Genomic DNA, 25,724 nt, shown 5'->3' with positions numbered 1-25,724 from the left:
GGTCCGAGGCGGGGCCCCGGTGGCGCGGGGCGGGTCGCGGTGCGGGCACGGAAAAGGCCCCCGGCCGGTGTGAACCGACCAGAGGCCCCGGAGTGCGGTGGCACCGGAATCAGGGAGGTGGCACCGGGGAGTCGCCTTCCGGGGCCGTGGAGCGGGAGCCGGCCGGGCCGGAGACGCGGGCGGTCTCCTCGGGGTCGAGCGACAGCTGGCGGGTGACCGGGGAGGACCCGTGGGCCTCGGCGCGGATGCGCTGCTTCATCGTGGGTGGAAGGGCCCGGTCACGCGGAAGGGTCCACCGGACCGAGGGAGCGATCGGGGTTGCCGCGGTGGCGCCCGTGTGCTCCTGGGCCGTGGCGCTCGGCATCGTGGCGGCGTTCGCGGCGGGGGCCGTGGCGGTGGCGAGGCCCAGCGACGCCAGGAGGGCGAAGAAGGCGGTGATGAAGGCGGTCCAGATGTTCTTGGGCTGGAAGGTGCTCATGGCCCCTCGCTTTCGGACGGTCCGGTTGCTGACTTCTCCGATCATGTGGATCCGGGCCGTGATTTCGAGGAGCGACGCCCTCGCTGCGCCGATCTTCGGATGAACACCACTCGTATGGTGCAACTGCGGTGGACAAGCCCTCACGGGCCGTCGAAAGGGGGCGCCGGAAGGCCGCTCGGGAGCCCGAGAAGAGGCCGCTTCGGGGCTCCGGGCAGGTCACCGATCGGTATCGGCCGGTGTGTATAGTCGGCGACAGAAGGCCCTTACGCCAAGGAAAGACGAGGTCGCGCGGTGAAGAAGCTTCTCCTGGTCGCACTGGCCGCCATCGGCGGGCTCCTCGTGTACCGCCAGATCCAGGCGGATCGCGCCGAGCAGGATCTGTGGACGGAGGCGACCGACTCCGTGCCCGCAGGTTCGGGTGTGTGAGACGGCACAGTCTGTTACGGGCCCCGGTCGCTGAGCGGCCGGGGCTTCGTGCTGTCCGGGGCCCGCGCACCCTCGCGCGGGCCCTTTGTGGTGCGTACCCCCCCTTCGCGACGCTTTCGCCCTTCGCGGTTCCGGGATGCGGCGCGCACCTCATCGGTTCGGTTGAGTGACTGATCGAATTGCTCCAGTGAACTCCTGATGGGGCCCTCGCGGCGGCGGGAACGCGGACAAGAAGGGCAATCCGTCTCCCGCCGGAGACAGCGGAGGCGCGGGCGGGGCAGGATGGACCGGATCCGCGGCCGGGCGGTCGACGGACGCCGGCGCGTGAGGACGACGAGGGGAAGCGCGTGAAGAGGCAGCGCAACAGGAGCCGGGTGGCGGCCGCGGTGCTCGCCGCGATGTGCGCGGCGGCGGTCCTGCCGGGGCAGGCGCACGCGGCCGGCCCCGGGGTGTACGCGTTCGACCCCGACGCGAAGAACGTGCAGGGGGCGGTGGCGAACGTCGAGGCGTCCGTACTCGACGAGGGCGTCCCGTACCGCAGCACGATCAGGCCGGGGGAGAAGCTCTACTACCGGGTCACGCTGGACGACGTGTCCACCGCCTACGTATCGGCGGTCGCGGTGCCCGGCGACAGCGGCGAAGTCGCCTACGGCGACGGCATCACCGTCAGCCTCCGCGAAACCGACGACACCCGGTGCGGCTCGGACCGGGCCGCCTTCGGCTCGGGCGGGTACGCCCGCCCCATCGCCGCGTACGCCTACCGCACCGTCGAGGAAGGTGCCGGCACCTGCCAGGAGAGCGGTCAGTACGACGTCCTGGTCGAGCGCGAGAGCGAGGAGACCTCCAACTCGGACGCCTGGGACCTGGAGTTGCGCTTCCTTCAGGAGCCGCGGCTGAAGAGCGGGTCGGCCATGCCGACCGACGGGCCCGAAAGCTGGCCCTCGGCCTCGGCCCGGCCGCTGACCGGGAAGCAGCGGAAGCGGTCCGGCGGGGCCGGGTACTCCGAGGCCACCAGCCTGGAGAACGGCCGCTGGCAGGACACCGTCGCGCCGGGGCAGACGCGCTTCTACCGGGTTCCGGTGGACTGGGGCCAGCAGATCCACGCCACCGCCGGACTCTCCAACAGCACCGGCGCCACCGCGGAGTTCGTGGGCAACGCGCTGACCCTGACGCTGGGCAACCCGGCCCTCGGCCACGTCTCCGACGCGACGCTCTCGTACTCCGGAAGGCCCGCGTCCGCGTCCCTGAAGCCGCTGCCGCCGGTGGCCTACCGCAACCGGTTCGCCCCCTCGGCCCAGGTCAACGCCATGCGCTTCGCGGGCTGGTACTACCTGTCGGTGTCCCTCAGCCCGAAGTTGAAGGAGTCCTACGGCTCCGAGCCGATCCCCTTCGAACTGTCGGTCCAGGTGAAGAACAGGGCCGAGTCCTCCCCGTACGAGGGTGACGCCGGGGCCTTCGGCGTCACCGACCAGGACCGGGAAGTGGCCCGTAAGGGGAAGAACGCCCGTGAGGCCGCGCGGAGCGGCCCGATGACCGTGGTCGCCGCGGCCGGGATCGGCACGGGGTCGGTGCTGCTGCTCGGGCTGGGCGTCTGGACGCTGCTGGCCCGCCGACGCGCGGCGGCCGGCACCCCTGCCGCCGGATATCCGGCCGACGGAGTGCACCGGCCGGGCCACCAGCCGCCGCAGGGCCGGTAGTCGGCCCGGCACGCCCGGACCGCGTCGGCGGCTGTCGCCCCCCGGCCCCTCGGGCCGGGGGTCGTCGGATCCGGGTCGTCGGGTGCTCGGATCCGGCCGTCGGATCGGGGGCCGTCAGATCTGGGTCAGGGCCCAGATGCCGACCGCGAAGCAGAGCAACGCCACCACCAGTACCGGGACCGCCACCTTCGGGGGCGGTCCCGGGCGCGTTCGCCCTACGGGAGCGTGCGGAGCCGGCGTCGGCGGGTGCTGCGCGGTATAGGGGCGGGTGGCGGCGTGGCCGGCCGGGGCGCCGGAGGCCGGCGCCCGGGAGAGAGCGGGCGCGCCGACTGCGGCGGGCGGGGGCGACGCGTCCGGTGCGGCCGGAGGCTGCTGGAACACCGGCTGCGGGGACGGCGGTCGCCGGTGCTCCGGTGCTCCGGCCGGGGGCGCGAGGTGGAAGCTGCCCGTCTCCGACATCGAGACGGGGGGCGGTGCGGAGGGCTGCCCGCCCGACGGCTGCCGGACGTCCCGCCGCGCCGCTCCCGCACCGGGGGCGGGTTCCCGGGGAGTGGCTACGGGCCCGTCGGGGCCGAACCCCGCCGGCAGCGGCCCGATCTGGTCGAACACCTCCACCGGCTCGTCCTCCGGGCCGGGTTCGGGCAGCATTTCGACGGCCGCGGTCAGGGCCTTGCGCGCGCCCGTCGCGGTCCGGAAGCGGGCCTGCGGGTCGGGCTGGAGGAGGCCGGCGAGAACCTGCCACAGCGGCTCAGGAATGCCGTCGGGGGCGCCCGGAGTGCCGTGTGCGGCGAAGTGCTCGACCAGGGCCTGGGAGTCCGGCTTCCGGCCCTGGAGGAGGTAGAGCGCGACCAGGCCGACCGCGAAGAGGTCGGCGGGGAAGTCGGGCTCGGCTCCCATCATCTGCTCCGGGGCGAAGTAACCGGGCGTGCCGACCACGTAGTCGGTCTCGGTCAGCCGCGGTTCGCCCTTGCGCATCGAAATGCCGAAATCGGAGAGGCGCAGATGCGGGCGGCCCGACCCGGTCGCCTCCATCAGGATGTTGGCGGGCTTGATGTCGCGGTGCACCACGCCCTCGGCGTGCACCGTGGACAGGCCGGAGAGCAGCTGGTCCAGCAGCAGGCAGACGAAGCGCGGGGGCAACGGGCCGTAGTCGCCTATGACATGGGCGAGCGAGCCGCCGCTCACCAGGTCCATGGTGAACAGCACCTTGTCGTCGTCGGCCGCCCAGCTGGCCGGGGCCAGCACATGCGGGTGCTCGATGCGCAGGGCCTGCTCGCGGACGAAGCGCAGCAGCGTGTGCGCGTCGCTCTGCTGGAGCACCTTGGCCGCGACGTACCTGCGGCGCCGGTGGTCCCAGGCGCGCCAGACGGCGCCGACGCCACCCCGCCCGATCGGATCGATCAGTTCGTACCGACCAGCGAATACCTCACCCATCGCGCTGCGCCCGCTCCCCGTTCCCGTGGTGCCGCGGCCGCTGCCGCGGCCCGTGTCCGGCCCCGTTCCCTGTCGGCGCCAGGGCGCTGCGCGGTGTGCGCCTGCCCCGGCTCCGGTGCCGTTCCGTCGTGTCCCCCGAGCCCCGGCTCCCCCGTCCGGTCCGGGCGGGAGGCCCTAGCCCTGGTGCCCCTCGTAGTGCGCGACCGCGTCCGCGGTGCGTCCCGCCCCGTACACCTTGAGGAACTCTGCCAGCTCCGGGTGGGTCGGGGCGAGGGCGTCCGCGGCGTCGATGATGTCGCCGGCCGCCGCGACCGACCGCAGCAGCGACTGGATCTCGCGGACCACACGGCGGACGGTGGGGGCGCCGCCGGTCGAGGAGGTCTGGCCGGTGGCGGTCAGGACCGAACCGCCCTGCGACTTCTTGATCTCCTCCATGCGCTCGGTGGCCTCGCCCGCGCTGACGCTGCCGTCGGCCACCTGGCTCGCCAGCTCCTGAAGGGCCTGGACGCGCTGGACCACGGCGGGGTTCCCGATCTTGGCCCGCTGGCCGCTCATCAGCTGGGAGAGCATCGGGGCGGAGAGCCCGAGGACAGCGGCCAGCCGGGCCTGGTTCAGGCCGAGATCATCGATCAGCCGGCGGAAGAGCGCCCCCAACGGCTCTCCGTACCAACTGCGTTGAAGTTCTCTGGCTCTTGCCGTCGCCTCTTGTTGCGCTGCGTCCATGGCGTCTCCCCATCGCTGCGGCTTCGCTGCTGCGAACCTTGCGAGCATCTTACGGAGCGTGGTCGTCCACCGGGAGTCCCTATCCTTTTGCAGGATTACGGGGGTCACCCGGTACTCTGGTCTGCGACGGTGGCCCTGGCGCGGAAGTGCTGGGAGCTGCCCTCGTCGGCTGTACCCGGGGCCTTAGCTCAGTTGGTAGAGCGCTGCCTTTGCAAGGCAGATGTCAGGAGTTCGAATCTCCTAGGCTCCACAGAAGGCGCGCCCTCCTGACCTGCGGAAACGCAGGTCAGGAGGGCGTTTTTGTCGCCGTCTGCGCACGGCCGGTGTCCGAACCGCGCGCGGGGGCGCCGCAGCCGGGGCGCCGTCCGCCGGGTGCGGCAGGCGTGTTCGGGCCGGCCCTCAGAGGTCGGCGACGTCGACGAGCCCGTCCTGGACGGCCCGGGCCACCAGGCTCGCCTTGGTCCGCGCGGGGCGGCCGACGTTCGCGTACTTGATCCGCACCCGGTCCAGATACGAGTTGACCGTCCGCACGGAGATGCCGAGACGCTGCGCGACCAGTTCCTTCGACTCCGACTGGAACCACTCGATGAGCACGTTCTCCTCCCGCGCGGAGAGCTGCGGGCGGTCGGCGCGGGCGTTGGTGCCCAGCGCGCCGGCCAGCGCGGGAGGCATGTAGGGCCGCTCATCGGCTGCCGCCAGCGTCGCCTCGACCAGGTGCTCCTGGCCCTCGCTCTTGGTCAGGAAGGTCGCGGCTCCCAGGTCCAGGCAGGTGAGCGCGGTCTTCTCGTCGTCCCGCATCGAGTAGACGACCACCTGACGGCCGGCGTCGACGAGGCTCCGGAGGCTGCTGAAGGCGGGGCCCGCGTCGCCCAGTTGCAGGTCCAGGACGACTACGTCGGCCGTATCGCCCGGCGCGTTCCAGGCTTCCCGTACGGAGGCGCCCGCGGCGACCACGGTGATGAGCCGCGGTGAGGCGCGGTACCACATCTCCACGCCCGAGAGGATGGCGGGATGATCGTCGATGACGACCACACTGACCGGTGCGTCGTTATTCATGGCCGGTCACTCCTGATGACGCCGGTCTGACCCAGCTCGCTTCTGCCCAGACACTTGCACCGCGCGCAGTTCTCACCACGGACACATCCGGGTGCGTCGCTCGGTTGTACGACGGGGCAGCCGCTCCCGCGGTTCCGCCGTCGGCGCAGTCCACGCCCACCACGCTCACGCGGACGGTGCCGGGGGTCCACACGACGGTGACCCGCGCGGCCGAGCGGGTGCGGCCCAGGGTCACCGCCACCGGGTCGATCAGCTCCCTGCGCACCTCCACCGGCACCGCACCGGGCCGGCCGCGTACGGCGAGGCTCACCGTCACCCCGTGGTGCTCGGCCATCTCGACACAGGCCCGCAACTCGTTCAGCAGCGGGTCGGAGACGGCGTCGCCCTCGGCGAAGAGGCGGCGCATACGGGCGCCCTCCACACCGCACCGGAGCCTGACCTCCTCGTCGTGCGGACTCAGCACCCCGTGGCCGAGGCCCACGAGCAGCGGCACGGTCGTCGCCGTCAGCGCGCGGTAGCGCTCCTTGTGATCACTCTGCAGGTGCTCGTGGATGCGTTCCCGGGTACGCAGTTCCTCCTCCCGGGCGGCCGCCGATCCCGCCGCCGGCGCCGTGCCGTGGAGCAGGTGCGTCATCAGGACGCCGACGGAGAGCTGGAGGCCGCAACTGCCGATCGTGGAGATCCCCAGGACGGCCGCCTCGGCCGCGGTCGGCACCCCGGACAGGACCACGGCGGTCGCGGTCACCCCCGCATGGGCCGCGAGGAACACCGCGTACACCCTGACCCGCAGGTCGGCCAGCAGGAACAGCGCATGCCAGCCGACCACCCCGAACGCCCAGTCCGCCGCACCCGTCGACTGCCCCGGCGGAAGCGTGAACGCGCTCACCGCCGAGACGGCCAGGACCGCGCCCAGGCACCACCCGCGCACGCCCGGCGGTATCTGCCTGCCGCGCAGCAGATAGGAGCCCCCGGCCCCCGCGACGGCGGCGAGGCAGACGAAGGCGGCTGTCTGGGCCCACGCGGGGTGGTACACGTCCTGGTGGGCCACGAGCCGGCGCAGCGAGATGGTGAACTGCCACACGAGGCAGATCAGCAGCGCGACCAGCTGGGCCCCGTAGAGGAGCTGCCCGCGGATGAAGCGGACGGCCGCCGTGTGCTGTGCCTGGTCGCGGGGCGGGCGCGGGGCGTGTGCGGCCTGCCTTCCGTCGCGGCCCCGCGGCGCCGGGCCCCGGTCGTGCCAGTGCCACCGCACGCGGGTCCCGGTGCCCGGACGCGAGGTGATGGAAGCGACGCCTCCGACCGCGCGCATCCTGCCGATGATGGAACCGGAGATGCCCCGGCGCCGTGCCGGGACGGCGTCCGGATCGAAGCCCCGCCCCGCGTCCGACAGTTCGACGACCGCGCCCTCCCCTTCCCGCCACGCCCGGAGTTCCGCCTCCCGCACTCCCGCATGGCGTGCCACGTTGGTGACGGCCTCCCGGACGCCGTTGAATATCGCGAGCCCGGGGCCGGACGGAATCGTCAGCGGGCCTTCTATCCGCGTCGTGAGCCGCACCCTGGCCCTTCCCTCGCCCTCGGGCACACAACCGAGGAGTGCCGCGAGGTCGACGCTCCCCGTCTCGAATCCGGGCATGGCGGACAGCGCCTCCAGATCCTGCCGGGCACGTGGAGGCAGCCACGACCAATCCAGGCTGTCGCCCTGGGAGACCATCAGGAGGGTGGCGCTAGCCGTGTCGTGCAGAGTCGCCAGGTACTCGCGTTCGGTCGCCCGCCGCGCCGCGGCGACCTCGGCCTCGCGGCGCAGGGCCGCCCTCACCGCGGCCGACCGGTCAGCCGCCCTGGCCCGCGCCCGAACGATGAGGTAGGCCGCCCTCGCCAGGCCCACCTGGATCAGCATGCGCACCAGGGGCGCCAGGTCGGGGTCGTGCGTGGGCGAGGAGAGGACGTCCCCCAGTGCGCAGACGGCGGCTCCCAGCACGGCGAGGGCGGCCCCGGCCGCGGGGCGCGTCGCCCATTCGAACTGGAAGGCGATGACGCTGATGCCGACGGTCACCTCCACCATGGCGTTCGCGCCCTCGCCGCCGAGGACCGGCTGAGACAGTCCCATCAGCATCAGCACCGCCGAGTCCAGCGCCCAGACCAGGGCGGACGGGAGCGGGCGGGTGAGCGAGCGAAGGCGCACGCCGCAGACGAGGACAGCGGGCAACAGCAGTGACAGCGCCGGGGGAACGTCCGCCGCGTCGGCCTGGAGGAGGCCGAGCACCCCGCACAGACAGACCACGGTGGACCTGAGCCACATCCCGTACCGCTCGACGGTGTGGTTCACCAGCCGCTCGCTGTTCCCCTCGTGCCCCCCAAGCCGCATGGGGCCGAGGTTAGTTGACGGGCGAACGAGCAGGTCGGGATGTGGGGCGAACGACCGGCACACCCCGTGACCGGGCGGCGCTAATGTGCCCGTCGAGAACCACAGGCAACCACGGGGAAACGGGGAATTCCATGCAGAGAACTCAGAGGCGGTTCACGCTGCTTCTTGCCGCAGCGCTCGCGGCTGCGCTCACTTTTCTCACGGTCGCACCGGCCTCTGCGGCGGGCAAGCCGGGCAGGTCGAACGGGAGCGGTAACCGGGTCATCTTCGTTCACGGCTACTCCCCGATCACCAAGCACAACTGCGTCAAGTACTTCGACGACGCCCGCAGGCATTTCGCCGCCAACAAGTGGAAGGGCAATCTGCTCACCTTCGGGTACTACACGAAGAACACGAAGTGTTCGTACAATGCCGGCGGAAGCCGTGACACGTCCATCAAGGACGTGGCGAAGAAATTCGCGAACTACGTCTCGAAGCACTACACGGAGAAGAACAAGAAGGTCGACGTCGTCGCCCACTCCATGGGTGGTCTCGTCGTTCGCGCCGCTCTGCACTACACGCACAAGCGTGCCGCGGGCTTCCCGAAGAAGCTCTACATCGAGGACGTCGTCACGCTCGGCACCCCGCATGCCGGAATCACGAAGAGCAGGGCGGCACTGTGTGGAAAATCCCGGCAGTGCAAGGACATGAGGCCGGGCAGCAGCTTCCTCAAGGGCCTCCCGAGCAAGATGCCGAGCACCACCAGGAACGGCAACATGAGCACCGACTGGACCACCATCTCCTCGTATGACGACGGAACCGTCTCCGAGTCCTCGGGCATCGCCGGCACGGCGGACCACGAGGTCCAGTACAACGACGGAATCAACCACGGCGAACTCATGACGACCGCCTCCGGAAAGCACAACGGCAGAATCAAGTACTCGACCAAGTGGACCAAGTGGCACAAGCGCATCTCCCCTGTGGGGCAGGCGCGCCTGGCGGTCTACTGGCACTCCACGACCTGATCCCGCCGGGACGCCGAGTGACAGAAGGCGCGGTCGTCCCCCCGGGGGCGACCGCACCTTCCTCGCGAGGTGGCCGATGCGGTGGGCCGGGGCGGGCGGGACGGCGGCCGCGCCGGCGCCGGGTGCGCTGACGGCGTCTGGCCACCGACGTTTCCGCCCGCACCGGCAGGGGCGGGCGCGCGTTCGGCGGGCCGGTGTTATTCGGATGTCCTCTCGGGAGCTGTCCGATAGATTTACTCACCATGGATCCACTGAACGAAAAGGTCGTCCGTCATTCCTTTGTGAACTGCACCAAGGGGGAGGCGTCCCGGCTGCGGCTCCCGCTTGATTTCGGCGAACTGCCCTGGGAAGACCTGGACTTCCTCGGCTGGGTCGACCCCGGCGCGCTGCTGCGGTCGCATATCGTCATGCCGGGCCCCGACGGACCGCGCGGTATCACCCTGCGTGTGTCCAGTGCCGCCCGGAAGAGTGCGGTGAAGTCCAGCATGTGCCAGATATGCTTCACCGGTCATGCGTCGACCGGCGTGAATCTGTTCGTCGCCCCGCTGGCCGGCCCGGCCGGGCGGCAGGGCAATACCGTGGGCGTCTATGCGTGTGCGGACCTCGCCTGCTCCCTGTACCTGCGGGGGAAGCGGCAGCCCAAACTGCGGTTCGGCCGGTACGAGGAATCGCTCACTCTTGACGAGCGCATCGCGCGGGCGATGGACAATCTGAACAAATTCGCGGACAAGGTGGTCGGGGCCGCCTGACGCACCGGACACGGCCGGCGCACCGGACACGCTCGACGCGTCGGACACGCGAGGCGCCGGCACGGCCGCGGCACCGGACACGCCCGGAACACCGGACCCGCCGAGGCGCCGAACGCCGGCCTCTCCCCGGTGGGGCGCCCGCCGAGCGCCGCGTACGGGCCGGTCCACCGGACCTCCTCGCCGCACGCCTCCACCGTCCCTGCGCCCCCGGCCCCTGCGGACCTCTGAGTGCCGAGCCGGGCCCGATCTCGTACGATCCGGAACTGTCTCGCTTCCTCCGGGACCGAGTTCCGGGCACACCAGGCACACTTCATACGTAAACAGTCGAGCCACAGAAGGACTCAGGCATGATCACGTTGACGAAGGAAGACGGCCCGGCGGACCTGGGTGGGGTGACGCATCTGTCCATCGGGGCCTCCTGGGACCCGACCGTCGGGAGCAGCGGCGGCCTGATGGGGAAGATCAGGCAGAAGGCCGGCACGGACCTCGACCTGATCGCCATCGCGTTGCAGGGCGGGGACCCGGTGCGGCTGGCCGGCCTGGACTCCCTGGACCCGCTGGGCAACGGCTCGCTGGTGCACAGCGGGGACAACCAGACCGGTCACGGGGACGGTGACGACGAGACGGTGACCGTCGAGTTCGCCAAGATTCCTTCGAACATCACGTCGATCGTCTTCATCGCCGCCGCGTACAAGAAGCGCAGCGCGTTCAGCAACGCGCGCAACATCAGCTTCAAGGTGTACGACGCGACGGGCGGCAGCACGCAGCAGGTCGCCGACATCTGGCCGAGCATGCTCACCCAGGACAACGGCGTCGCCGTGGCCAAGGCGGTGCGTGAGGGCGCGGGCTGGAAGCTCCAGGTGATCAACGAGACCGGGAAGATCAAGCAGGGCGACGAGCAGGCCCTGATGCGCTTCGCCGTCAGCCGGTAGTCGCTGACGGCAGCCGGGGCCGGGACTCCGGAGCCGCCGGCACGGCTGAGCGGGACGACAGAGCACACGGACGCGGCTGCGGCACCGCTCAGGCGGGTGCCGCAGCCGCGTCCCTGTCGTCAGGGGGTACGGACGGGTCTGTCGGGCCGTGCGTACGGGAGCCCTGTGCCGGACCGGGTCAGGGCCGGTCCTCGCGGCCGGGGGCGCCCCCCTCGCCCGCCTCGGCCTCGGCCTCGGCCTGCTTGGCCTCGACCTCCGGATCGAGGTCGGCCCGGTCACTGCCGTCGACCGAGCCGAGCGGCGAACGCTCGTCGCCCACCTCGGTGGCGACGGGCGGCTCGACCAGCCAGTCCGGGTTGGCCTGCTTGTCCCACCAGCGCCAGGCGGCATAGGCGCCGCCCGCCAGGACACCCAGTACCAGGAATCCCTTGGCCGCCCGGCCCGCCTTGGCCCGCCGCTGGTGCTTCCTGGCCAGCTTCTGGATCTCCTTGGCCGTCACCTGGCTGCGCAGCGCCGCCAGGGCCGCCGCGCTGCGGGCCGAAGCCTGCTCGGCGACCGGCAGGGCCACCGCCCGGGCGTGCTCGACGTGGGGCGCGGTGTAGTCGGCGGCGTTCCGTGCGGCCTTCCGGGTGGAGACCGCGGCGCGGTGCGCGGCCTCGTCGACCCTGGGCGGCACGTGCGTACGGGCCTGTTCGAGGCGTGGTGCGAGATGGGACGCGTACTGGACACGGGCCTGCCGGGCCGCCTTCGTCACCTTGGGCGCGAGCCGTGCGCGCGCCTCGTGCGCGTAGTGCGCCGCCTGCTCCTTGGCCGTGTCGGCGTAGGGCGCCACCACGTCCGCGGCGTGCTGCGCGCTGTCCTTCGCCGAGTCGGTGGCGGCGCGCACGCTGTCGATGCGGGTCACGAGATCCTCCTCCTTGGTGGCGGGTAGGTACTCCGCCTGTCCGCCCAGTTCGAAATCATGCCTGTTGCGGCCATGCCCGGCATTGCGGGACGGGCATCCGGGGCATGATCGCCCGTCGCGGTCAAAACGGTTCATGTGAAGTGTGCCGACGACAATGCCACGGTTCGGTGGTGAACGCGCCGTTTCGCCCGGCATCCGGCCGTACATTTCCCGGTCCGTGGGAGGATCGGCGGACGTCAGCGAAGGATTTGACGGCAGGCGAAGGATGAAGAAGGGCAGACCGTGGCCGAGCAGCTTTACGCCACCTTGAAGACCAATCGGGGCGACATCGAGATCCGACTCCTGCCGAACCATGCCCCCAAGACGGTCAGGAACTTCGTGGAGCTGGCCACCGGGCAGCGCGAGTGGGTCAACCCGGAGACCGGCGAGAAGACCACGGACCGGCTGTACGACGGCACCGTCTTCCACCGGGTCCTCAGCGGCTTCATGATCCAGGGCGGCGATCCGCTGGGCAACGGCACCGGCGGCCCCGGCTACCAGTTCGCCGACGAGTTCCACCCGGAGCTGGGTTTCACCCAGCCGTATCTGCTGGCCATGGCGAACGCCGGCCCGGGGACGAACGGCTCGCAGTTCTTCCTGACCGTGTCCCCGACCGCCTGGCTGACCGGCAAGCACACCATCTTCGGCGAGGTGGCCGACGAGGCGGGCCGCAAGGTCGTCGACGCCATCGCGGCCACCCCGACCAACCCGCGCACCGGCCGTCCGCTCCAGGACGTGGTGATCGAGTCCGTGGTCGTCGAGACCCGCTGAGGCCCGGTGCGGGCACGCTGCCGAGGAGCCTGGCCGAGGGGTTCCCGGAGAGCCGTGCCGAGAGCTTCGCCGGGCCCCGGCCGGGCGCCCTCGCGGGAACCAACCGTCCTGCCCGTCCGTACTGATAGGAGCGGACCAGCGGGGCGGCCCCGCCCGCGCCGCCCGAGCGACGAGGACCGAGAGGCAGGCCAGGACCGATGGACCAGCAGCCGCCGGGGGACCGTGACGCCGTGGGAAGTGGCGCCGCGACGCCGACCTGCTACCGCCACCCCGACCGCGAGACCGGCATCAGCTGTACGCGCTGCGAGCGGCCGATCTGCCCGGAGTGCATGGTCAGCGCCTCGGTCGGGTTCCAGTGCCCCGACTGCGTACGGCAGGGTTCGGGCACCGGGCACCACCCGGCCGCCGCCCGGCCGCGCACGCTGGCGGGCGGCACCGTGGCCGCCGATCCGCGCCTGGTCACCAAGATTCTGCTGGGCGTCAATCTCGCCGTCTTCCTGCTGGTCAGCATCCGTCCCGCACTGGTGAACGATCTGACGCTGCTCGGGCTGGCGTGGGACCCGAGCCCGCCTCCGGGATCCGTCGAGGGCGTCGCCGAGGGGCAGTGGTACCGCCTGGTGACCTCGATGTTCCTGCACCAGGAAGTGCTGCACATCGGGTTCAACATGCTGGGGCTGTGGTGGCTCGGCGGACAGCTGGAGGCCGCGCTCGGACGTCTCCGCTATTCCGCGCTCTACCTGCTGTCCGGCCTCGCGGGCAGCGCCCTGACGTATCTCCTCGCCGAGCCGAACCAGGGTTCGCTCGGGGCTTCCGGCGCCGTCTACGGCCTGTTCGGCGGCATCGCCGTCCTGATGCGCCGCATGAACTACGACATGCGGCCGGTTCTGGTGCTGCTGGCGCTGAACCTGGTCTTCACCTTCACCAGGGACGGCATCGCCTGGGAGGCGCACGTCGGCGGTCTGATCGCCGGCGTCGCGATCGCCGTCGCCATGGTGCACGCCCCGCGCGAGCACCGTACGGCGGTGCAGGCCGGCACCTGTGCGCTGGTCCTGCTGGCGGCCGTCGGGATGATCGTCGCCCGGACCATGGCCCTTACCTGAGCGGGATTCCGCCGGGAGCCGGTTCAAGCGCGGCCCGGGGCCGGGTTTTCGTGCCGGACGAGGCTCTCCGCCCCCAGTCGGACCGAAGTTGTCCACAGTGTGCGCAGAATCTTGTGCATGGCAAGAGGAACAGGTGTTCCCCACGTCGCTGAGCTGGGTTTTTCCTTATGCGGAAAGGGGTGCGACCCGCCTCGGAGAGGGGGGTCGCAGTCACACCGGCGTCAACTTGAGGGCAAGTTATCCACAGATCGTCTGACCTTTTCCCCCGACTGTGGATAACTCTGTGGGTAACTCAGGGCACAGCTTGCGCGGAGGCATGCCGAGCGGCTACGGGGTGGGTCGGCCGCCGCCGCGACGTCAGTGGCGGAAGGCCGTCACTTCCACTGCGTCGACACGGCGAAGCCACCGGCGATGAAGCCGAAGCCGACCACGATGTTCCAGTTGCCCAGGGCGTCGACCGGGAGGTTGCCCTCGGTCACGTAGAACACCACGATCCAGGCCAGCCCGATGAGGAACAGGGCCAGCATCACCGGAGCGACCCAACTGCGGTTGGTCAGCTTAATGGCCGTCGACTGCTTCGCCGCGGGCGGCGTGAAATCGGCCTTCTTGCGGATACGTGACTTCGGCACGAGGGACTCTCCTGTCGATGCGCTGCGTGACCGCGCAGAGATCGGTGGCGGGCGCCGGGGGCGGCGTGCCAGGGGGAATGCTGCCTCCCCCGAGCGTCCGTTAGCGTAGTGCTTCTCTGGCGCCTGATGAGATAAGGGTACGTTGAGCAATTCTGCCGACTCCCCCGAAGGCCCGGCCCGGCGCACCTCCGTGTGGGCGGCCCGGGGGCTCACCGCTGCGGTTTTCGCCCTGGCCGGACTCATCTTCGTCACCAGCGCCAACACCGCCAAGGGCACCAACCTGCGCAGCGACTCCTCCCTGCTCAAGCTCTCCGACCTGATCCGCGAGCGCAGCGAGAAGAACGGCGAGCTGAACGACGCGGCCGCCGCCGCGCGCGCGGACATCGACACCCTCGCCCAGCGCGACGACGGTTCCACCAAGGCCGAGGACGCCCGGCTCAAGGCCCTGGAGAAGGCGGCCGGCACCACGAAGATCACCGGCGACTCCATCAGCGTGACCCTCGACGACGCGCCCCCCGACGCGACCGCCAACCCCGGCTACCCCGACCCCCAGCCCAACGACCTGGTCATCCACCAGCAGGACCTGCAGGCCGTGGTGAACGCGCTGTGGCAGGGCGGGGCACGCGGAATCGAGGTGATGGACCAGCGGCTGATCTCCACCAGCGCGGTCCGCTGCGTGGGGAACACGCTGATCCTCCAGGGCCGCGTCTACTCCCCGCCGTACAAGGTCACCGCCGTCGGCGACCCGGGCAAGCTCAAGCGGGCGCTCAACGACTCCACCGCGATCCAGAACTACCTGCTGTACGTGAAGGCGTACGGGCTGGGCTGGAAAGTCGACGAGAACGAGTCGGTGACTCTTCCCGGCTACTCGGGCACAGTGGATCTCCACTACGCGCAGCCTGTGGAGTGAGCCCGAGCTGAGCCCCGGGGAGGCCGTCCGGTGTCGGTGCGAGTCGTCGTCAGAATCCTCAGCGAACTCTGCGTCACCGTGGGCGCGCTGATCATCCTCTTCGTCGTCTATTTCCTGTTCTGGACGGGTGTGAAGGCCGCCGACGCGGCCGAGGGCCAGATCGACACGCTCCACGGCCAGTGGGCCCGGGGGCCGGAGACGCCGGCCCCGCCCCCCGCCTCCGCCCGGCCCGCTCCCCCGGCGGCCCCGGCCCCGTACCGCGAGGGGAAACCCTTCGCGATGCTGCACGTCCCCCGGTTCGGCGCCGACTGGGAGTGGCCGGTCCTGGAGAACACCGCGACCGAAACCCTGCGGAAGGGGCTGGGGCACTACAGCGGAACCGCCCGCCCCGGAGAAACGGGCAACTTCGCGGTGGCCGGCCACCGGCGGACCTACGGCGACCCCTTCAAGGACTTCCCGACACTGCGCCCCGGGGACGCGGTGGCCGTCAACGACGGGACGACCTGGTTCACGTACCGCGTCGTGAGGAAGCCGTACCGGACCGTGCCCACCGACACCGCCGTCGTCGACCCGGTGCCCCGCGCCTCCGGCTTCGAGGGCCCCGGACGCTATCTGACGCTCACCACGTGCGAGCCGGAATGGGGCAGCAGCCACCGGCTGATCGCCTGGGCGCACCTGGACGCGACCCGGCCGGTGAGCGAGGGGAGACCGCCGGCGCTGTCCGGCTGACCCCCGCTTTCCCCCGGCTGACCCCCTGCCCGGCCGCGGCACTCTAGTCTGGTGCGGGTACCGAATGGAGGGGTCAGCATGTACGGCTGGATCTGGCGGCATCTGCCGGGCAACGCATGGGTGCGGAGCGTCATCTCGCTCGTGCTGGTTCTGGCGGTCGTCTACGCGCTGTTCCAGTACGTGTTCCCGTGGGCCGAGCCGCTGCTCCCGTTCGGTGACGTGACCGTCGACGGCGCGAGCGCCCACGGAGCGGGAGCCGGCCGGTGAGCGCACGCGTCCTCGTCGTGGACAACTACGACAGCTTCGTCTTCAACCTCGTCCAGTACCTCTACCAGCTCGGCGCCGAGTGCGAGGTGCTGCGCAACGACGAGGTGACCACCGCCCATGCCCAGGACGGCTTCGACGGCGTCCTGCTCTCGCCCGGACCCGGCACGCCCGAGCAGGCCGGCGTCTGCGTCGAGATGGTGCGCCACTGCGCGGACACCGGCGTTCCGGTCTTCGGCGTCTGCCTGGGGATGCAGTCGATGGCCGTCGCCTACGGCGGCGTCGTCGACCGGGCCCCCGAACTGCTGCACGGCAAGACCTCCCCCGTGACCCACGAGGGCCAGGGGGTCTTCGCCGGACTGCCGTCGCCCTTCACCGCGACCCGCTACCACTCGCTCGCCGCCGAACCCGGCGCGCTGCCCCCGGAGCTGGAGGTCACCGCCCGCACGGCGGACGGCATCATCATGGGGCTGCGCCACCGCGACCGGGCGGTGGAGGGCGTGCAGTTCCACCCCGAGTCGGTGCTCACCGAACACGGCCACCTGATGCTCGCCAACTGGCTGGAGCAGTGCGGAGACCAGGGGGCCGTCGCGCGGTCGGCGGGTCTCGCGCCGGTGGTGGGCAAGGCCGCGGCGTGACCGCAGGCCACCGGGGGCACGGAGCCGGACCGGACGGCCCCTACGCGCGGGAGGCGTACGGGGACGGCGGCGCGTACGGGGCGGGGGGCGCGTACGGGGCGGGGGGCGCGTACGGGGACGGCGGCGCGTTCGTGGCCGCGGTGGACGGCCTCGCGGATCCCCTCAACGACCCGCTGCCCGGCGGGCACGCCTCGCCGTGGTTGCGCGCGGAAACCCCGCCGGACGGAACGGACGGCCTCGGGGCGGTCCCCGGGCCGGGCCTCGGGGTGCCGGAGCCCGCGCCCCGGCACGCGGCGGCGGCGCAGCCGCCGCACAACGCGGGTCACGCGCCCCACCAAGGGCCTCAGCGGCCCCGGGAAGCCCCGAACGAGTGGTACGACCCGGTCGGCTACCAACGCGACTGGTACGGGCCGCAGGAGCCCGCTGCGCGAATAGCTCCGACGGAGGAGCCGGCCCCGGCCCCCGGCCTCCCCGCCGAGCCGCCCACCGAGGTCTTCGCCGCTGTCGCCGGGGGGCCCGCCGAGCCGCGCACCGAAGTCATCGGCCGCGTCCCCGCCGAGCCCGCCTCCGCCGCGGACCCCGCCGAGCCTTCCCCGCCGCCCTCCGGCGGGCGGGCCGAGCGGCGGCGTGCGGCCAAGGGGCGCGGACGTCGGCGCCCCGGACCGTCCGGGGAGCAGCCCGCCCCGGCCGCCGGCGCCCCGATGTCCCGGGTGGAGGCGCGGCGAGCGGCCCGGGCGGCCAAGGACAGCCCTGCGGTCGTCGCCAGCCGGGTGGTCGGCGAGACGTTCATCTCGCTGGGCGTCCTGATGCTGCTCTTCGTCACCTACCAGCTGTGGTGGACCAACGTCCGGGCCGAGCAGATCGCCGGCAAGGAGACGAACCGCATCCAGGACGCGTGGGCCAGCGGCGACCGGAAGCCCGGGGCGTTCGCGCCCGGCGAGGGCTTCGCGATCATGCACATCCCCAAGCTGGACGTCGTCGCGCCGATCGCCGAGGGCATCGACAAGGAGAAGGTCCTCGACCGGGGGATGATCGGCCACTACGCCGAGGGCAGGCTCAAGACGGCGATGCCCTCCGACAAGCAGGGCAACTTCTCCGTGGCCGGGCACCGCAACACCCACGGCGAGCCGTTCCGCTACATCAACAAGCTCAGCCCCGGGGACCCGATCGTGGTCGAGACCCGGGACGCGTACTACACGTACGAGATGGCCAGCATCCTCCCGCAGACCTCCCCGTCCAACATCTCGGTGATCGACCCGGTGCCGGCGGGTTCCGGGTTCGAGGGGCCGGGCCGGTACCTCACGCTGACGACCTGCACCCCGGAATTCACGAGTACCTACCGGATGATCGTCTGGGGCAAGATGGTCGACGAACGGCCGCGCAGCGAGGGAAAGCCCGACGCGCTCGTCGGCTGAACATCCTCACGACAGGGGCGGTGCGGTGGCAGCGAGGACCGAGCACGACGAGCGGGCCGGCACGTCCGCGTCCCCGCCCCCGGCGCGTCGGCGCGGCCGCCACCCCGTCGCGACGGCGGTCAGCGTCTTCGGCGAACTGCTGATCACCGCGGGCCTGGTGCTCGCGCTGTTCGTCGCGTACTCCCTGTGGTGGACCAACGTGCTCGCCGACCGCGAGGCCGACAGGCAGGGCGACACCGTGCGCAGCAGGTGGGCCGGCGGTCCGGGGGCCCTGGACACCAAGGACGGCATCGGGTTCCTGCACGTACCCGCCATGGAGAACGGCGAGATCCTGGTCAAGAAGGGCACCGACCCCGAGACCCTGAACAACGGCATCGCCGGCTACTACACGGACCCGGTCGAGTCGGCCCTCCCCTGGGACGAGGAGGGCAACTTCGCGCTGGCCGCGCACCGTGACGGGCACGGCGCGAAGTTCCACAACATCCACAAGCTCAAGAACGGTGATCCGGTCGTCTTCGAGACCAAGGACACCTGGTACGTCTACAAGGTCTACAAGTCGCTCCCCGAGACCTCGAAGTTCAACGTCGACGTGATCCGGCCGGTCCCGGAGGAGTCGGGCGTCGATGAGCCGGGCCGCTACATCACGTTGACGACCTGCACCCCGGTCTACACCTCGAAGTACCGGTACATCGTGTGGGGCGAGCTGGAGCGTACGGAGAAGGTCGACAAGGACCGCACGAAGCCGGCCGAGCTGCGCTGAGCAGCCGCACACGCTCACGGACGGGCCCCGGTCACCAGGGTGGTGACCGGGGCCCGTCCGTACGCGGTGGGTGCGCGGGGGTCAGTCGCCCCGGCCTCCGAAGAGGCCGCCCCCGCCGTTTCCGCCGTTTCCGCCGTTTCCACCGCCCTCGATGGTCACGAGGATGACGGTGCTGCCCTTCTCCGCCTGCGTGGTCGGTGCAGGACTGCTGGTGATCACCCGGGCGTCCGGCTTGTCGACCGAGTTCGGGGCGAGCTGGACCACGAAGCCGAGCCCTTCGAGCTGGCCCTTCACGTCCTGGTACGACTTGCCGCCGATGTCACCGGGGATCTGGACCTGCTCCGGCTGCGCCGGCCCCTTGGAGACCTTCAGGACGATCTGCACGTCCTTGGCCTGCTTGCTCGGGCCCGCCGGAGTCTGTTCGACCACCTCTCCGGCAGGCTTCTCCGAGTCCACGTCGGCCCGCGAGACGTTGGTGAACCCGAGCTGGTTGAGCTGGGCCACAGCGGCGTCGTACTGACGGGTGCGCACGTCGGGCATCGGGTCGGTCGTCTGCACGGCCACGGTGATGGTGATCTCGGCACCCTCCTCGGCCTTCGCGCCGCCCTTGGGGTCCTGCTTGATCACGCTTCCCTCGTCCGCCTCGGACTCCGCCGTGGTGACGTTGACCGTGAAGCCCTTCTCCTCCAGGACCTGACGGGCGCCGTCCTCGGACTTCTCCAGGACGTTGGGGACTTCGGTCTTCGGCGCTCCGGTGGAGACGACGACCGTGACGGTGCCGTCCTTGTCCATCAGCGTCTCGCTCGTCGGGTCCTGCGAGCAGATCTCGCCCTTCTCCTGGTCCTCGCACGGCTCCTCGGCGCCCACCTTCACGGTGACGCCGGTGCGGGCCGCGAGTTTCTCCGCGTTCTCCAGCGTGGAGCCCACCAGGTTGGGGGCGCTGATCCGGCCGTCGTCACTGGTCGGGCTGAAGATCACCCGGCCGATCAGAACCGCGCCGACGAGCACCAAAATTCCCGCGATGACCAGCAGGATCGTCGAGGTGTTGCTCTTCTTCTGCTGGCGCCGGCGGTCCGGGCGGTCGTCGTAGCCGTAACCGCCGTCGTCCGGGTTGACCGGCGGCAGCATCGAGGTCTGCGCGTTGTTCGGGTCGGACGGGTGCAGGGCGGCGGTGGGCTGGTCGCTGTTGTAGCCGTCGTAGCCGTCGTAGCCGTCGTAGCCCCCGTACCCCGCGGCGCCCATCGCCGCCGTGGCCGCGACCGGCCTGCCGTCGAGGCACGCCTCGATGTCGGCCCGCATCTCGTCGGCGGACTGGTAGCGGTAGTCCGGGTCCTTGGTGAGCGCCTTCAGCACGATCGCGTCCATCTCGGGCGTGATCTCGGGGTCGAAGTTGCTCGGCGGCTGCGGCTCCTCCCGGACGTGCTGGTAGGCCACCGCGACCGGCGAGTCCCCGACGAACGGGGGCCGCACGGCGAGCAGCTCGTACAGCAGGCAGCCGGTGGAGTAGAGGTCGGATCGGGCGTCGACCTGCTCGCCCTTGGCCTGCTCCGGGGAGAGGTACTGGGCGGTGCCGATGACCGCGGCGGTCTGCGTCATCGTCATCCCGGAGTCGCCCATGGCGCGGGCGATGCCGAAGTCCATGACCTTGACCTGGCCGGTGCGCGTCAGCATGACGTTCGCCGGTTTGATGTCGCGGTGGACGATCTGGGCGCGGTGCGAGTACTCCAGGGCCTGGAGGATGCCGACCGTCATCTCCAGCGTGCGCTCGGGGAGCAGTCTGCGACCGGAGTGCAGCAGCTCCCTCAGCGTCGACCCGTCGACGTACTCCATCACGATGTACGGGATGGAGACCCCGTCGACGTAGTCCTCGCCGGTGTCGTACACGGCGACGATCGCCGGGTGGTTGAGCGATGCGGCCGACTGGGCCTCACGGCGGAACCGGGCCTGGAACGACGGGTCGCGGGCCAGATCGGCCCGGAGCGTCTTCACCGCTACGGTGCGGCCGAGCCGGGTATCGTGCGCGAGGTAGACCTCGGCCATGCCACCACGGCCGAGCACCGAGCCCAGCTCGTACCGGCCGCCGAGGCGACGCGGCTCTTCCATAACTGTTCCAGCCCTCTCCGTCAGTCCCGACCGCACCCGTGTGTGGTCCGCGGCGGTGCGCTGTTCGCGCATACGCTACCGGGCACGGGTGACGTGATCAGCCCGCACCCGGCAGCCGATATCCGACCGGTATCCGATGTCCGGCATGACGGACGACCGCCGTGACAGGTCTCACTTCTCGCTGTCGATGACCGCCTTCATCACGTCGCGCGCGATGGGGGCGGCCAGCCCGCCGCCGGAGATGTCGTCCCGGTTGGCGTTGCCGTCCTCGACCACGACGGCGACCGCGACCGGGGAGCCGTCGTCGGTCTTCGCGTACGAGATGAACCAGGCGTACGGCTTCTCGCTGTTGTTCAGACCGTGCTGGGCGGTACCGGTCTTGCCGCCCACTGTGACGCCGGGGATCCGTGCGTTGGTTCCCGTGCCGTCCTTGACCACGGTCTCCATCATCTGCTGGACCTTCTGGGCGTTCTCGCCGGAGAGCGCGCGGCTGAGCTCCTCGGGCTCGTGGGTGTAGACCGTGTCGAGGTCGGGCGCCTGGCGCTCGGCGACCATGTACGGCTGCATCAGCTTGCCGTCGTTGGCGATCGCGGAGGCCACCATGGCCATCTGGAGCGGGGTGGCCCGGTTGGACGCCTGGCCGATGCCGGCCATCGCGTTCTGCGGCCTGTTGTCCTCGGGGTAGACGCTCGCGTCGGCGCGGACGGGCGTGAAGACTTCCTCGTTGAAGCCGAACTTGTCCGCCTGCTCGATCATCTTCTCGTTGCCGAGGTCGTCGCTCATCTTCCCGAAGACGGTGTTGCACGACACCCGCAGGGCTTCGCGCAGCGTGGCGTTCTCGCAGGGGATGTCGCCCTCGTTCTTCAGCGGGACGCTGGTCTGCGGCAGCGTCCAGGGCAGCGGCGAGTCCGTCTTGGCGTCGATGTCGTCGTAGAGCCCGTTCTCCAGGGCGGCTGCGGCGGTGACGACCTTGAAGGTGGACCCCGGGGGGTAGGTCTCGCGCAACGCCCGGTTGAGCATCGGCTTGTCCTTGTCCTTCAGGAGCTTCTGCCGGGCCTCGGAGTCCTTGTCGGAGTTGCCCGCGAAGACCGAGGGGTCGTACGAGGGCGTGCTCGCCAGCGCCAGGATGGCACCGGTCTTCGGGTCGAGGGCGACGACGGCGCCCTTCTTGTCGCCGAGCCCCTCGAAGGCGGCCTTCTGGGCGTCGCCGTTCAGGGTGGTGACGACGTTGCCGCCCTGCTTCTCCTCCCCGGTGAACATGGAGAGGGTGCGGTTGAAGAACAGCTGGTCGTCGTTGCCGGTGAGGATGCCGTCCTCTAGTTTCTCCAGCTGGGAGGAGTCGAACGCCTGCGAGGAATAGCCGGTCACCGGGGCCCACATGGCGCCGTTCTTCCAGACCCGCTTGTACGTGAAGTCGCTGCCGTCGGTCTCGACGGAGCCGGTGACGGCCTTGCCGTCCACGATGATGTCGCCGCGCTCGTGGGCGTACCGCTCGATGCGGATGCGGCGGTTCTCGTCGCGGTCGGTGAGTTCGTCGGCGCGGACGTACTGGATCCAGTTGTCCCGGACGAGCAGGGCGAGCATCAGGAGACCGCAGAAGATCGCGACGCGGCGCAGGGGCTTGTTCACGGGCGTACCACCTGCGTCATCTCGGCGTCGGTCGAGGGTGCGGGCGCCGGTGCCGGCCGGCGGGCGGTGTCGCTGATCCGGATCAGGATGCCGATCAGGGCCCAGTTGGCGATGACCGACGACCCACCGGCCGCGAGGAACGGCATGGTCATACCGGTGAGCGGGATGAGGCCCATGACACCGCCGGCGACGACGAAGACCTGGATGGCGAACGCTCCGGAGAGCCCGATGGCCAGCAGCTTGCCGAACGGGTCGCGGGCGGCCAGCGAGGTGCGCACGCCTCGCTCGACGATCAGCCCGTACAGCAGGAGGAACGCCATGACCCCGGCGAGCCCCAGCTCCTCGCCCACGGTCGCGAGGATGAAGTCGGTGTTGGCGGCGAAGAGGATGAGGTCGGAGTGACCCTGGCCGAGGCCGGTCCCGAGCGTGCCGCCGGAGCCGAAGGCCATCAGTACCTGGGCCATCTGCTCACTGGCGGCGTGGGTGCCCCAGCCGGCGAAGGGGTCGAGCCACGCGGTGACCCGGTCCTGCACGTGCTTCTCGAAGGAGGCCACGCCGACCGCGCCCACGGCCGACATGGTGAGGCCGAAGACGATCCAGCTGGTGCGCTCGGTCGCCACGTAGAGCATGACGACGAACATGCCGAAGAAGAGGAGCGAGGTGCCGAGGTCGGTCTCGAAGACGAGGATCAGGATCGACATCGCCCAGATGGCGAGGATCGGACCGAGGTCCCGCCCGCGGGGCAGGTACATGCCCATGAACCGGCGGCTGGCCAGGGCCAGGGCGTCGCGCTTCACCATCAGATAGCCGGAGAAGAAGATCGCGATGACGATCTTCGCGAACTCGCCGGGCTGGATGGAGCCGATGCCGGGGATGGTGATCCAGATCCTCGCGCCGAACTGGGCCGGGAAGAACATCGGCAGAATCAGCAGGATGAGCGCCACCACCATGGAGATGTAGGTGTAGCGCTGGAGGATGCGGTGGTCCTTGAGCAGGAGCAGCACACCGATGAACAGCGCCACGCCCATCGCCGAGAAGATCAGCTGCTTGGAGGCGGCGGGCGCGAAGCTGGGGTGGGCGAGCAGCCGCTCCGACTGGTCCAGGCGCCAGATCAGCGCCAGGCCCAGGCCGTTCAGCAGGGTTGCCAGTGGCAGCAGCAGCGGATCGGCGTACTTGGCGAACCTGCGCACCACGAGGTGGCCGACGCCGCCGAGCAGGGCGAGTCCCGCTCCGTAGCCGAGCATGCCCGAGGGCAGTTCGCCGTTGAGGGCGAGGCCCACGTTGGCATAGGCGAACACCGAGATGGCGACGGCGAAGACGACGAGCGCCAGCTCGGTGTTGCGGCGGCTCGGCGCGTCGATCGCGCCGATGGTGGTCGTGTTGGTGACAACGCTCATGGTGCTGAAGGCCCCCTACGGCTTACTGCTTACCGCACTGCGGGACCAGCTTCTTCTCTTCCTCCGAGAGGCTGGGGCCGGGAGTGGGAGCGGTGGTCTGCTTGGTCGCCTTGGCGGAAGACGTGGCGGAAGTCCTGGTGGCGGGGGCCCCGGCGGTGCCGTCGGCCTCGCCCGCGTCCGTACGGTCCCGGTTCTCGGCCTCGGCCGCACGGCGCTGCGCGGCCTTCTTGCAGGCGGACGCCTGGGCGGCGAGCTCGGCGACCTTCTCGCGGGCGTCGGTGATGTTGCCCTCGGCGATGGTCGACTCGACCTGCTTGCGCTGGTACGGCGGCAGGTACTTGAGCTCGATCTCGGGGTGGTTCTTCTCGACCTTCGAGAGCGAGACCCAGGCGAGGTCCTGGCTGATGCCCTGGAACAGCGCGACGTTCTCGTCCTGGGCGCCGACGTAGTACTGCGTCTGCGTCCAGCGGTAGCCGCCGTACAGGCCGCCGCCGATCACAGCCAGCGCGAGCACGACGTAGAGGGAACGCTTCAGCCATTTACGGCCGCCGCGCGGCTGGGTGAAGTCGTCGTCCGGGTACGCGTCGTAGGAGCCGTCGGGCATGCCCTCGTAGCCCACGTCGCCGCTGCCGGGCGGGCCGAAGCCGCCGGCGGGCGGGGGCGCGGGGCGGCCGAGGCCGGCCGCGCGTCCGGCGGGCGTCTGCATGGCCCCGCCGTCGCCCAGCTGGGCCTGGTTCTCCGCGACCGCGCCGACGACGACCGGGGTGTCGTTGAGCTGCCTGGCCAGGGTGTCGTTGCTGTCGACGTCCAGGACGTCGGCCACGATGCAGGTGATGTTGTCCGGGCCGCCGCCGCGCAGAGCGAGCTGGATCAGCTCCTGGATGGTCTCCTGCGGGCCCTGGTAGCTGGCGAGGGTCTCTTCCATCGTCTGGTGCGAGACAACGCCGGAGAGGCCGTCCGAGCAGATCAAGTAGCGGTCGCCGGCGCGGACTTCGCGGATGGAGAGATCCGGCTCGACGTGGTCGCCGCTGCCCAGCGCCCGCATCAGCAGGGAGCGCTGCGGGTGGGTGGTGGCCTCTTCCTCGGTGATCCGGCCCTCGTCGACGAGCCGCTGCACCCAGGTGTGGTCCTGGGTGATCTGCGTCAGGACGCCGTCGCGCAGCAGGTACGCGCGGGAGTCGCCGACGTGCACCAGGCCCAGGCGCTGACCGGTCCAGAGCAGGGCGGTGAGCGTGGTGCCCATGCCCTCCAGCTGGGGGTCCTCCTCGACCATGACGCGCAGCTGGTCGTTGGCCTGCTGCACGGCCGTGCCGAGCGAGGTGAGGAGATCGCTTCCCGGTACGTCGTCGTCGAGCGGGACGAGCGTGGAGATCACCTCGGAGCTGGCGACCTCACCGGCCGCCTGTCCGCCCATGCCGTCGGCGATCGCGAGGAGCCGGGGGCCGGCGTAGCCGGAGTCCTCGTTGCCCTCCCGGATCATGCCCTTGTGCGAGCCGGCGGCGAAGCGCAGCGACAGACTCATGCGCACCTCGCCCGTCGGCTCGGGGTACAGCCTGTCTCGAGCCACACTGC

24 protein-coding genes and 1 tRNA gene are annotated in these 25,724 nt (G+C 70.9%); 14 read left to right on the top strand and 11 right to left on the bottom strand.

Annotated elements, in window-relative coordinates:
- Positions 1-109 precede the first annotated feature (109 nt).
- On the bottom strand, positions 110-478 hold the full coding sequence (locus tag ACIQMU_RS12870; RefSeq protein ID WP_352239237.1) for a DUF6344 domain-containing protein: 369 nt from the start codon (positions 476-478) through the stop codon (positions 110-112).
- A gap of 291 nt (positions 479-769) precedes the next feature.
- Between ACIQMU_RS12870 and ACIQMU_RS12865 the strand changes: the two genes are divergently transcribed.
- Positions 770-904, top strand: a complete 135-nt coding sequence (locus tag ACIQMU_RS12865) for a DLW-39 family protein (protein ID WP_003958712.1) — start codon at positions 770-772, stop codon at positions 902-904.
- Positions 905-1,251: 347 nt separating this feature from the next.
- Positions 1,252-2,601: a hypothetical protein gene (locus ACIQMU_RS12860; protein ID WP_402688848.1), complete on the top strand. Its 1,350-nt coding sequence runs from the start codon at positions 1,252-1,254 to the stop codon at positions 2,599-2,601.
- Between the two features lie 114 nt (positions 2,602-2,715).
- Here the strand turns inward: ACIQMU_RS12860 and ACIQMU_RS12855 are convergent, their stop codons facing one another.
- Both ACIQMU_RS12855 and ACIQMU_RS12850 read right to left on the bottom strand, forming a co-directional pair.
- Positions 2,716-4,035, bottom strand: coding sequence for a serine/threonine-protein kinase (locus ACIQMU_RS12855; RefSeq protein ID WP_402688847.1), 1,320 nt, complete (start codon positions 4,033-4,035; stop codon positions 2,716-2,718).
- 174 nt (positions 4,036-4,209) lie between these two features.
- Positions 4,210-4,758 (bottom strand): DNA-binding protein, encoded by a 549-nt coding sequence (locus tag ACIQMU_RS12850; protein ID WP_352239240.1) that lies wholly within the window; start codon positions 4,756-4,758, stop codon positions 4,210-4,212.
- Between the two features lie 177 nt (positions 4,759-4,935).
- Here ACIQMU_RS12850 and ACIQMU_RS12845 point away from each other — a divergent pair.
- A tRNA-Ala gene (locus ACIQMU_RS12845) sits at positions 4,936-5,008 on the top strand.
- A gap of 149 nt (positions 5,009-5,157) precedes the next feature.
- Here ACIQMU_RS12845 and ACIQMU_RS12840 read toward each other — a convergent pair.
- Entirely contained in the window at positions 5,158-5,814 is a 657-nt protein-coding gene (locus ACIQMU_RS12840) for a response regulator (protein WP_402688846.1), read from the bottom strand.
- A complete protein-coding gene (locus tag ACIQMU_RS12835; protein ID WP_402688845.1) occupies positions 5,807-8,179 on the bottom strand; it encodes a sensor histidine kinase in 2,373 nt (790 codons plus the stop codon). The genes ACIQMU_RS12840 and ACIQMU_RS12835 overlap by 8 nt, the downstream gene beginning before the upstream one ends.
- 131 nt (positions 8,180-8,310) lie before the next feature.
- On the opposite strand from ACIQMU_RS12835, the gene ACIQMU_RS12830 reads away from it, so the two are divergent.
- The 3 genes from ACIQMU_RS12830 (at position 8,311) to ACIQMU_RS12820 (ending at position 10,864) form a co-directional block, all read left to right on the top strand.
- Positions 8,311-9,183 (top strand): lipase/acyltransferase domain-containing protein, encoded by an 873-nt coding sequence (locus ACIQMU_RS12830; protein WP_352239246.1) that lies wholly within the window; start codon positions 8,311-8,313, stop codon positions 9,181-9,183.
- A 242-nt stretch (positions 9,184-9,425) separates the two neighbouring features.
- Positions 9,426-9,932: an FBP domain-containing protein gene (locus tag ACIQMU_RS12825; protein ID WP_352239247.1), complete on the top strand. Its 507-nt coding sequence runs from the start codon at positions 9,426-9,428 to the stop codon at positions 9,930-9,932.
- A 347-nt stretch (positions 9,933-10,279) separates the two neighbouring features.
- Positions 10,280-10,864 (top strand): TerD family protein, encoded by a 585-nt coding sequence (locus ACIQMU_RS12820; RefSeq protein WP_352239248.1) that lies wholly within the window; start codon positions 10,280-10,282, stop codon positions 10,862-10,864.
- Positions 10,865-11,042: 178 nt separating this feature from the next.
- Here ACIQMU_RS12820 and ACIQMU_RS12815 read toward each other — a convergent pair whose 3' ends face one another.
- The gene (locus tag ACIQMU_RS12815; protein ID WP_352239249.1) at positions 11,043-11,768 is read right to left on the bottom strand and encodes a DUF5324 family protein; all 726 of its coding nucleotides are present in this window, start codon (positions 11,766-11,768) and stop codon (positions 11,043-11,045) included.
- Between the two features lie 282 nt (positions 11,769-12,050).
- Here ACIQMU_RS12815 and ACIQMU_RS12810 point away from each other — a divergent pair, with 282 nt between their 5' ends.
- Positions 12,051-12,578 carry a peptidylprolyl isomerase gene (locus ACIQMU_RS12810; RefSeq protein WP_352239250.1) on the top strand — a complete coding sequence of 176 codons (528 nt, stop codon included), beginning with the start codon at positions 12,051-12,053 and terminating at the stop codon, positions 12,576-12,578.
- Between the two features lie 197 nt (positions 12,579-12,775).
- Complete coding sequence (locus ACIQMU_RS12805) at positions 12,776-13,678, top strand: rhomboid family intramembrane serine protease (RefSeq protein WP_352239251.1); 903 nt, start codon at positions 12,776-12,778, stop codon at positions 13,676-13,678.
- Positions 13,679-14,052: 374 nt separating this feature from the next.
- Here the strand turns inward: ACIQMU_RS12805 and crgA are convergent, their stop codons facing one another.
- Positions 14,053-14,307, bottom strand: coding sequence for a cell division protein CrgA (crgA, locus tag ACIQMU_RS12800; RefSeq protein ID WP_352239252.1), 255 nt, complete (start codon positions 14,305-14,307; stop codon positions 14,053-14,055).
- Between the two features lie 142 nt (positions 14,308-14,449).
- Between crgA and ACIQMU_RS12795 the strand changes: the two genes are divergently transcribed.
- The 6 genes from ACIQMU_RS12795 (at position 14,450) to ACIQMU_RS12770 (ending at position 19,023) form a co-directional block, all read left to right on the top strand.
- Positions 14,450-15,217 (top strand): DUF881 domain-containing protein, encoded by a 768-nt coding sequence (locus ACIQMU_RS12795; RefSeq protein WP_352239253.1) that lies wholly within the window; start codon positions 14,450-14,452, stop codon positions 15,215-15,217.
- Positions 15,218-15,247: 30 nt separating this feature from the next.
- Positions 15,248-15,946: a class E sortase gene (locus ACIQMU_RS12790; RefSeq protein ID WP_402688844.1), complete on the top strand. Its 699-nt coding sequence runs from the start codon at positions 15,248-15,250 to the stop codon at positions 15,944-15,946.
- Positions 15,947-16,024: 78 nt separating this feature from the next.
- The gene (locus ACIQMU_RS12785; RefSeq protein ID WP_352239254.1) at positions 16,025-16,213 is read left to right on the top strand and encodes a hypothetical protein; all 189 of its coding nucleotides are present in this window, start codon (positions 16,025-16,027) and stop codon (positions 16,211-16,213) included.
- Positions 16,210-16,848, top strand: a complete 639-nt coding sequence (locus ACIQMU_RS12780) for an aminodeoxychorismate/anthranilate synthase component II (protein WP_352239255.1) — start codon at positions 16,210-16,212, stop codon at positions 16,846-16,848. The genes ACIQMU_RS12785 and ACIQMU_RS12780 overlap by 4 nt, the downstream gene beginning before the upstream one ends.
- Entirely contained in the window at positions 16,845-18,263 is a 1,419-nt protein-coding gene (locus tag ACIQMU_RS12775) for a class E sortase (RefSeq protein ID WP_352239256.1), read from the top strand. Before ACIQMU_RS12780 ends, ACIQMU_RS12775 begins: the two co-directional genes overlap by 4 nt.
- Before the next feature lie 25 nt (positions 18,264-18,288).
- A complete protein-coding gene (locus ACIQMU_RS12770; RefSeq protein ID WP_352239257.1) occupies positions 18,289-19,023 on the top strand; it encodes a class E sortase in 735 nt (244 codons plus the stop codon).
- An 81-nt stretch (positions 19,024-19,104) separates the two neighbouring features.
- Here the strand turns inward: ACIQMU_RS12770 and pknB are convergent, their stop codons facing one another.
- The 4 genes from pknB to ACIQMU_RS12750 form a co-directional block, all read right to left on the bottom strand.
- Positions 19,105-21,126 carry a Stk1 family PASTA domain-containing Ser/Thr kinase gene (gene pknB, locus ACIQMU_RS12765; RefSeq protein WP_402688843.1) on the bottom strand — a complete coding sequence of 674 codons (2,022 nt, stop codon included), beginning with the start codon at positions 21,124-21,126 and terminating at the stop codon, positions 19,105-19,107.
- Positions 21,127-21,297: 171 nt separating this feature from the next.
- The gene (locus ACIQMU_RS12760; protein ID WP_402688842.1) at positions 21,298-22,755 is read right to left on the bottom strand and encodes a peptidoglycan D,D-transpeptidase FtsI family protein; all 1,458 of its coding nucleotides are present in this window, start codon (positions 22,753-22,755) and stop codon (positions 21,298-21,300) included.
- Positions 22,752-24,152 carry an FtsW/RodA/SpoVE family cell cycle protein gene (locus ACIQMU_RS12755; protein WP_352239260.1) on the bottom strand — a complete coding sequence of 467 codons (1,401 nt, stop codon included), beginning with the start codon at positions 24,150-24,152 and terminating at the stop codon, positions 22,752-22,754. Before ACIQMU_RS12755 ends, ACIQMU_RS12760 begins: the two co-directional genes overlap by 4 nt.
- A gap of 22 nt (positions 24,153-24,174) precedes the next feature.
- Positions 24,175-25,674, bottom strand: a complete 1,500-nt coding sequence (locus tag ACIQMU_RS12750; RefSeq protein ID WP_352239425.1) for a PP2C family serine/threonine-protein phosphatase — start codon at positions 25,672-25,674, stop codon at positions 24,175-24,177.
- Positions 25,675-25,724 lie beyond the last annotated feature (50 nt).

It is taken from the genome of Streptomyces sp. NPDC091649 (genome assembly GCF_044756785.1).
Taxonomy (GTDB): Bacteria; Actinomycetota; Actinomycetes; order Streptomycetales; family Streptomycetaceae; genus Streptomyces.
This window is presented reverse-complemented; position numbering and strand designations above follow the sequence as displayed.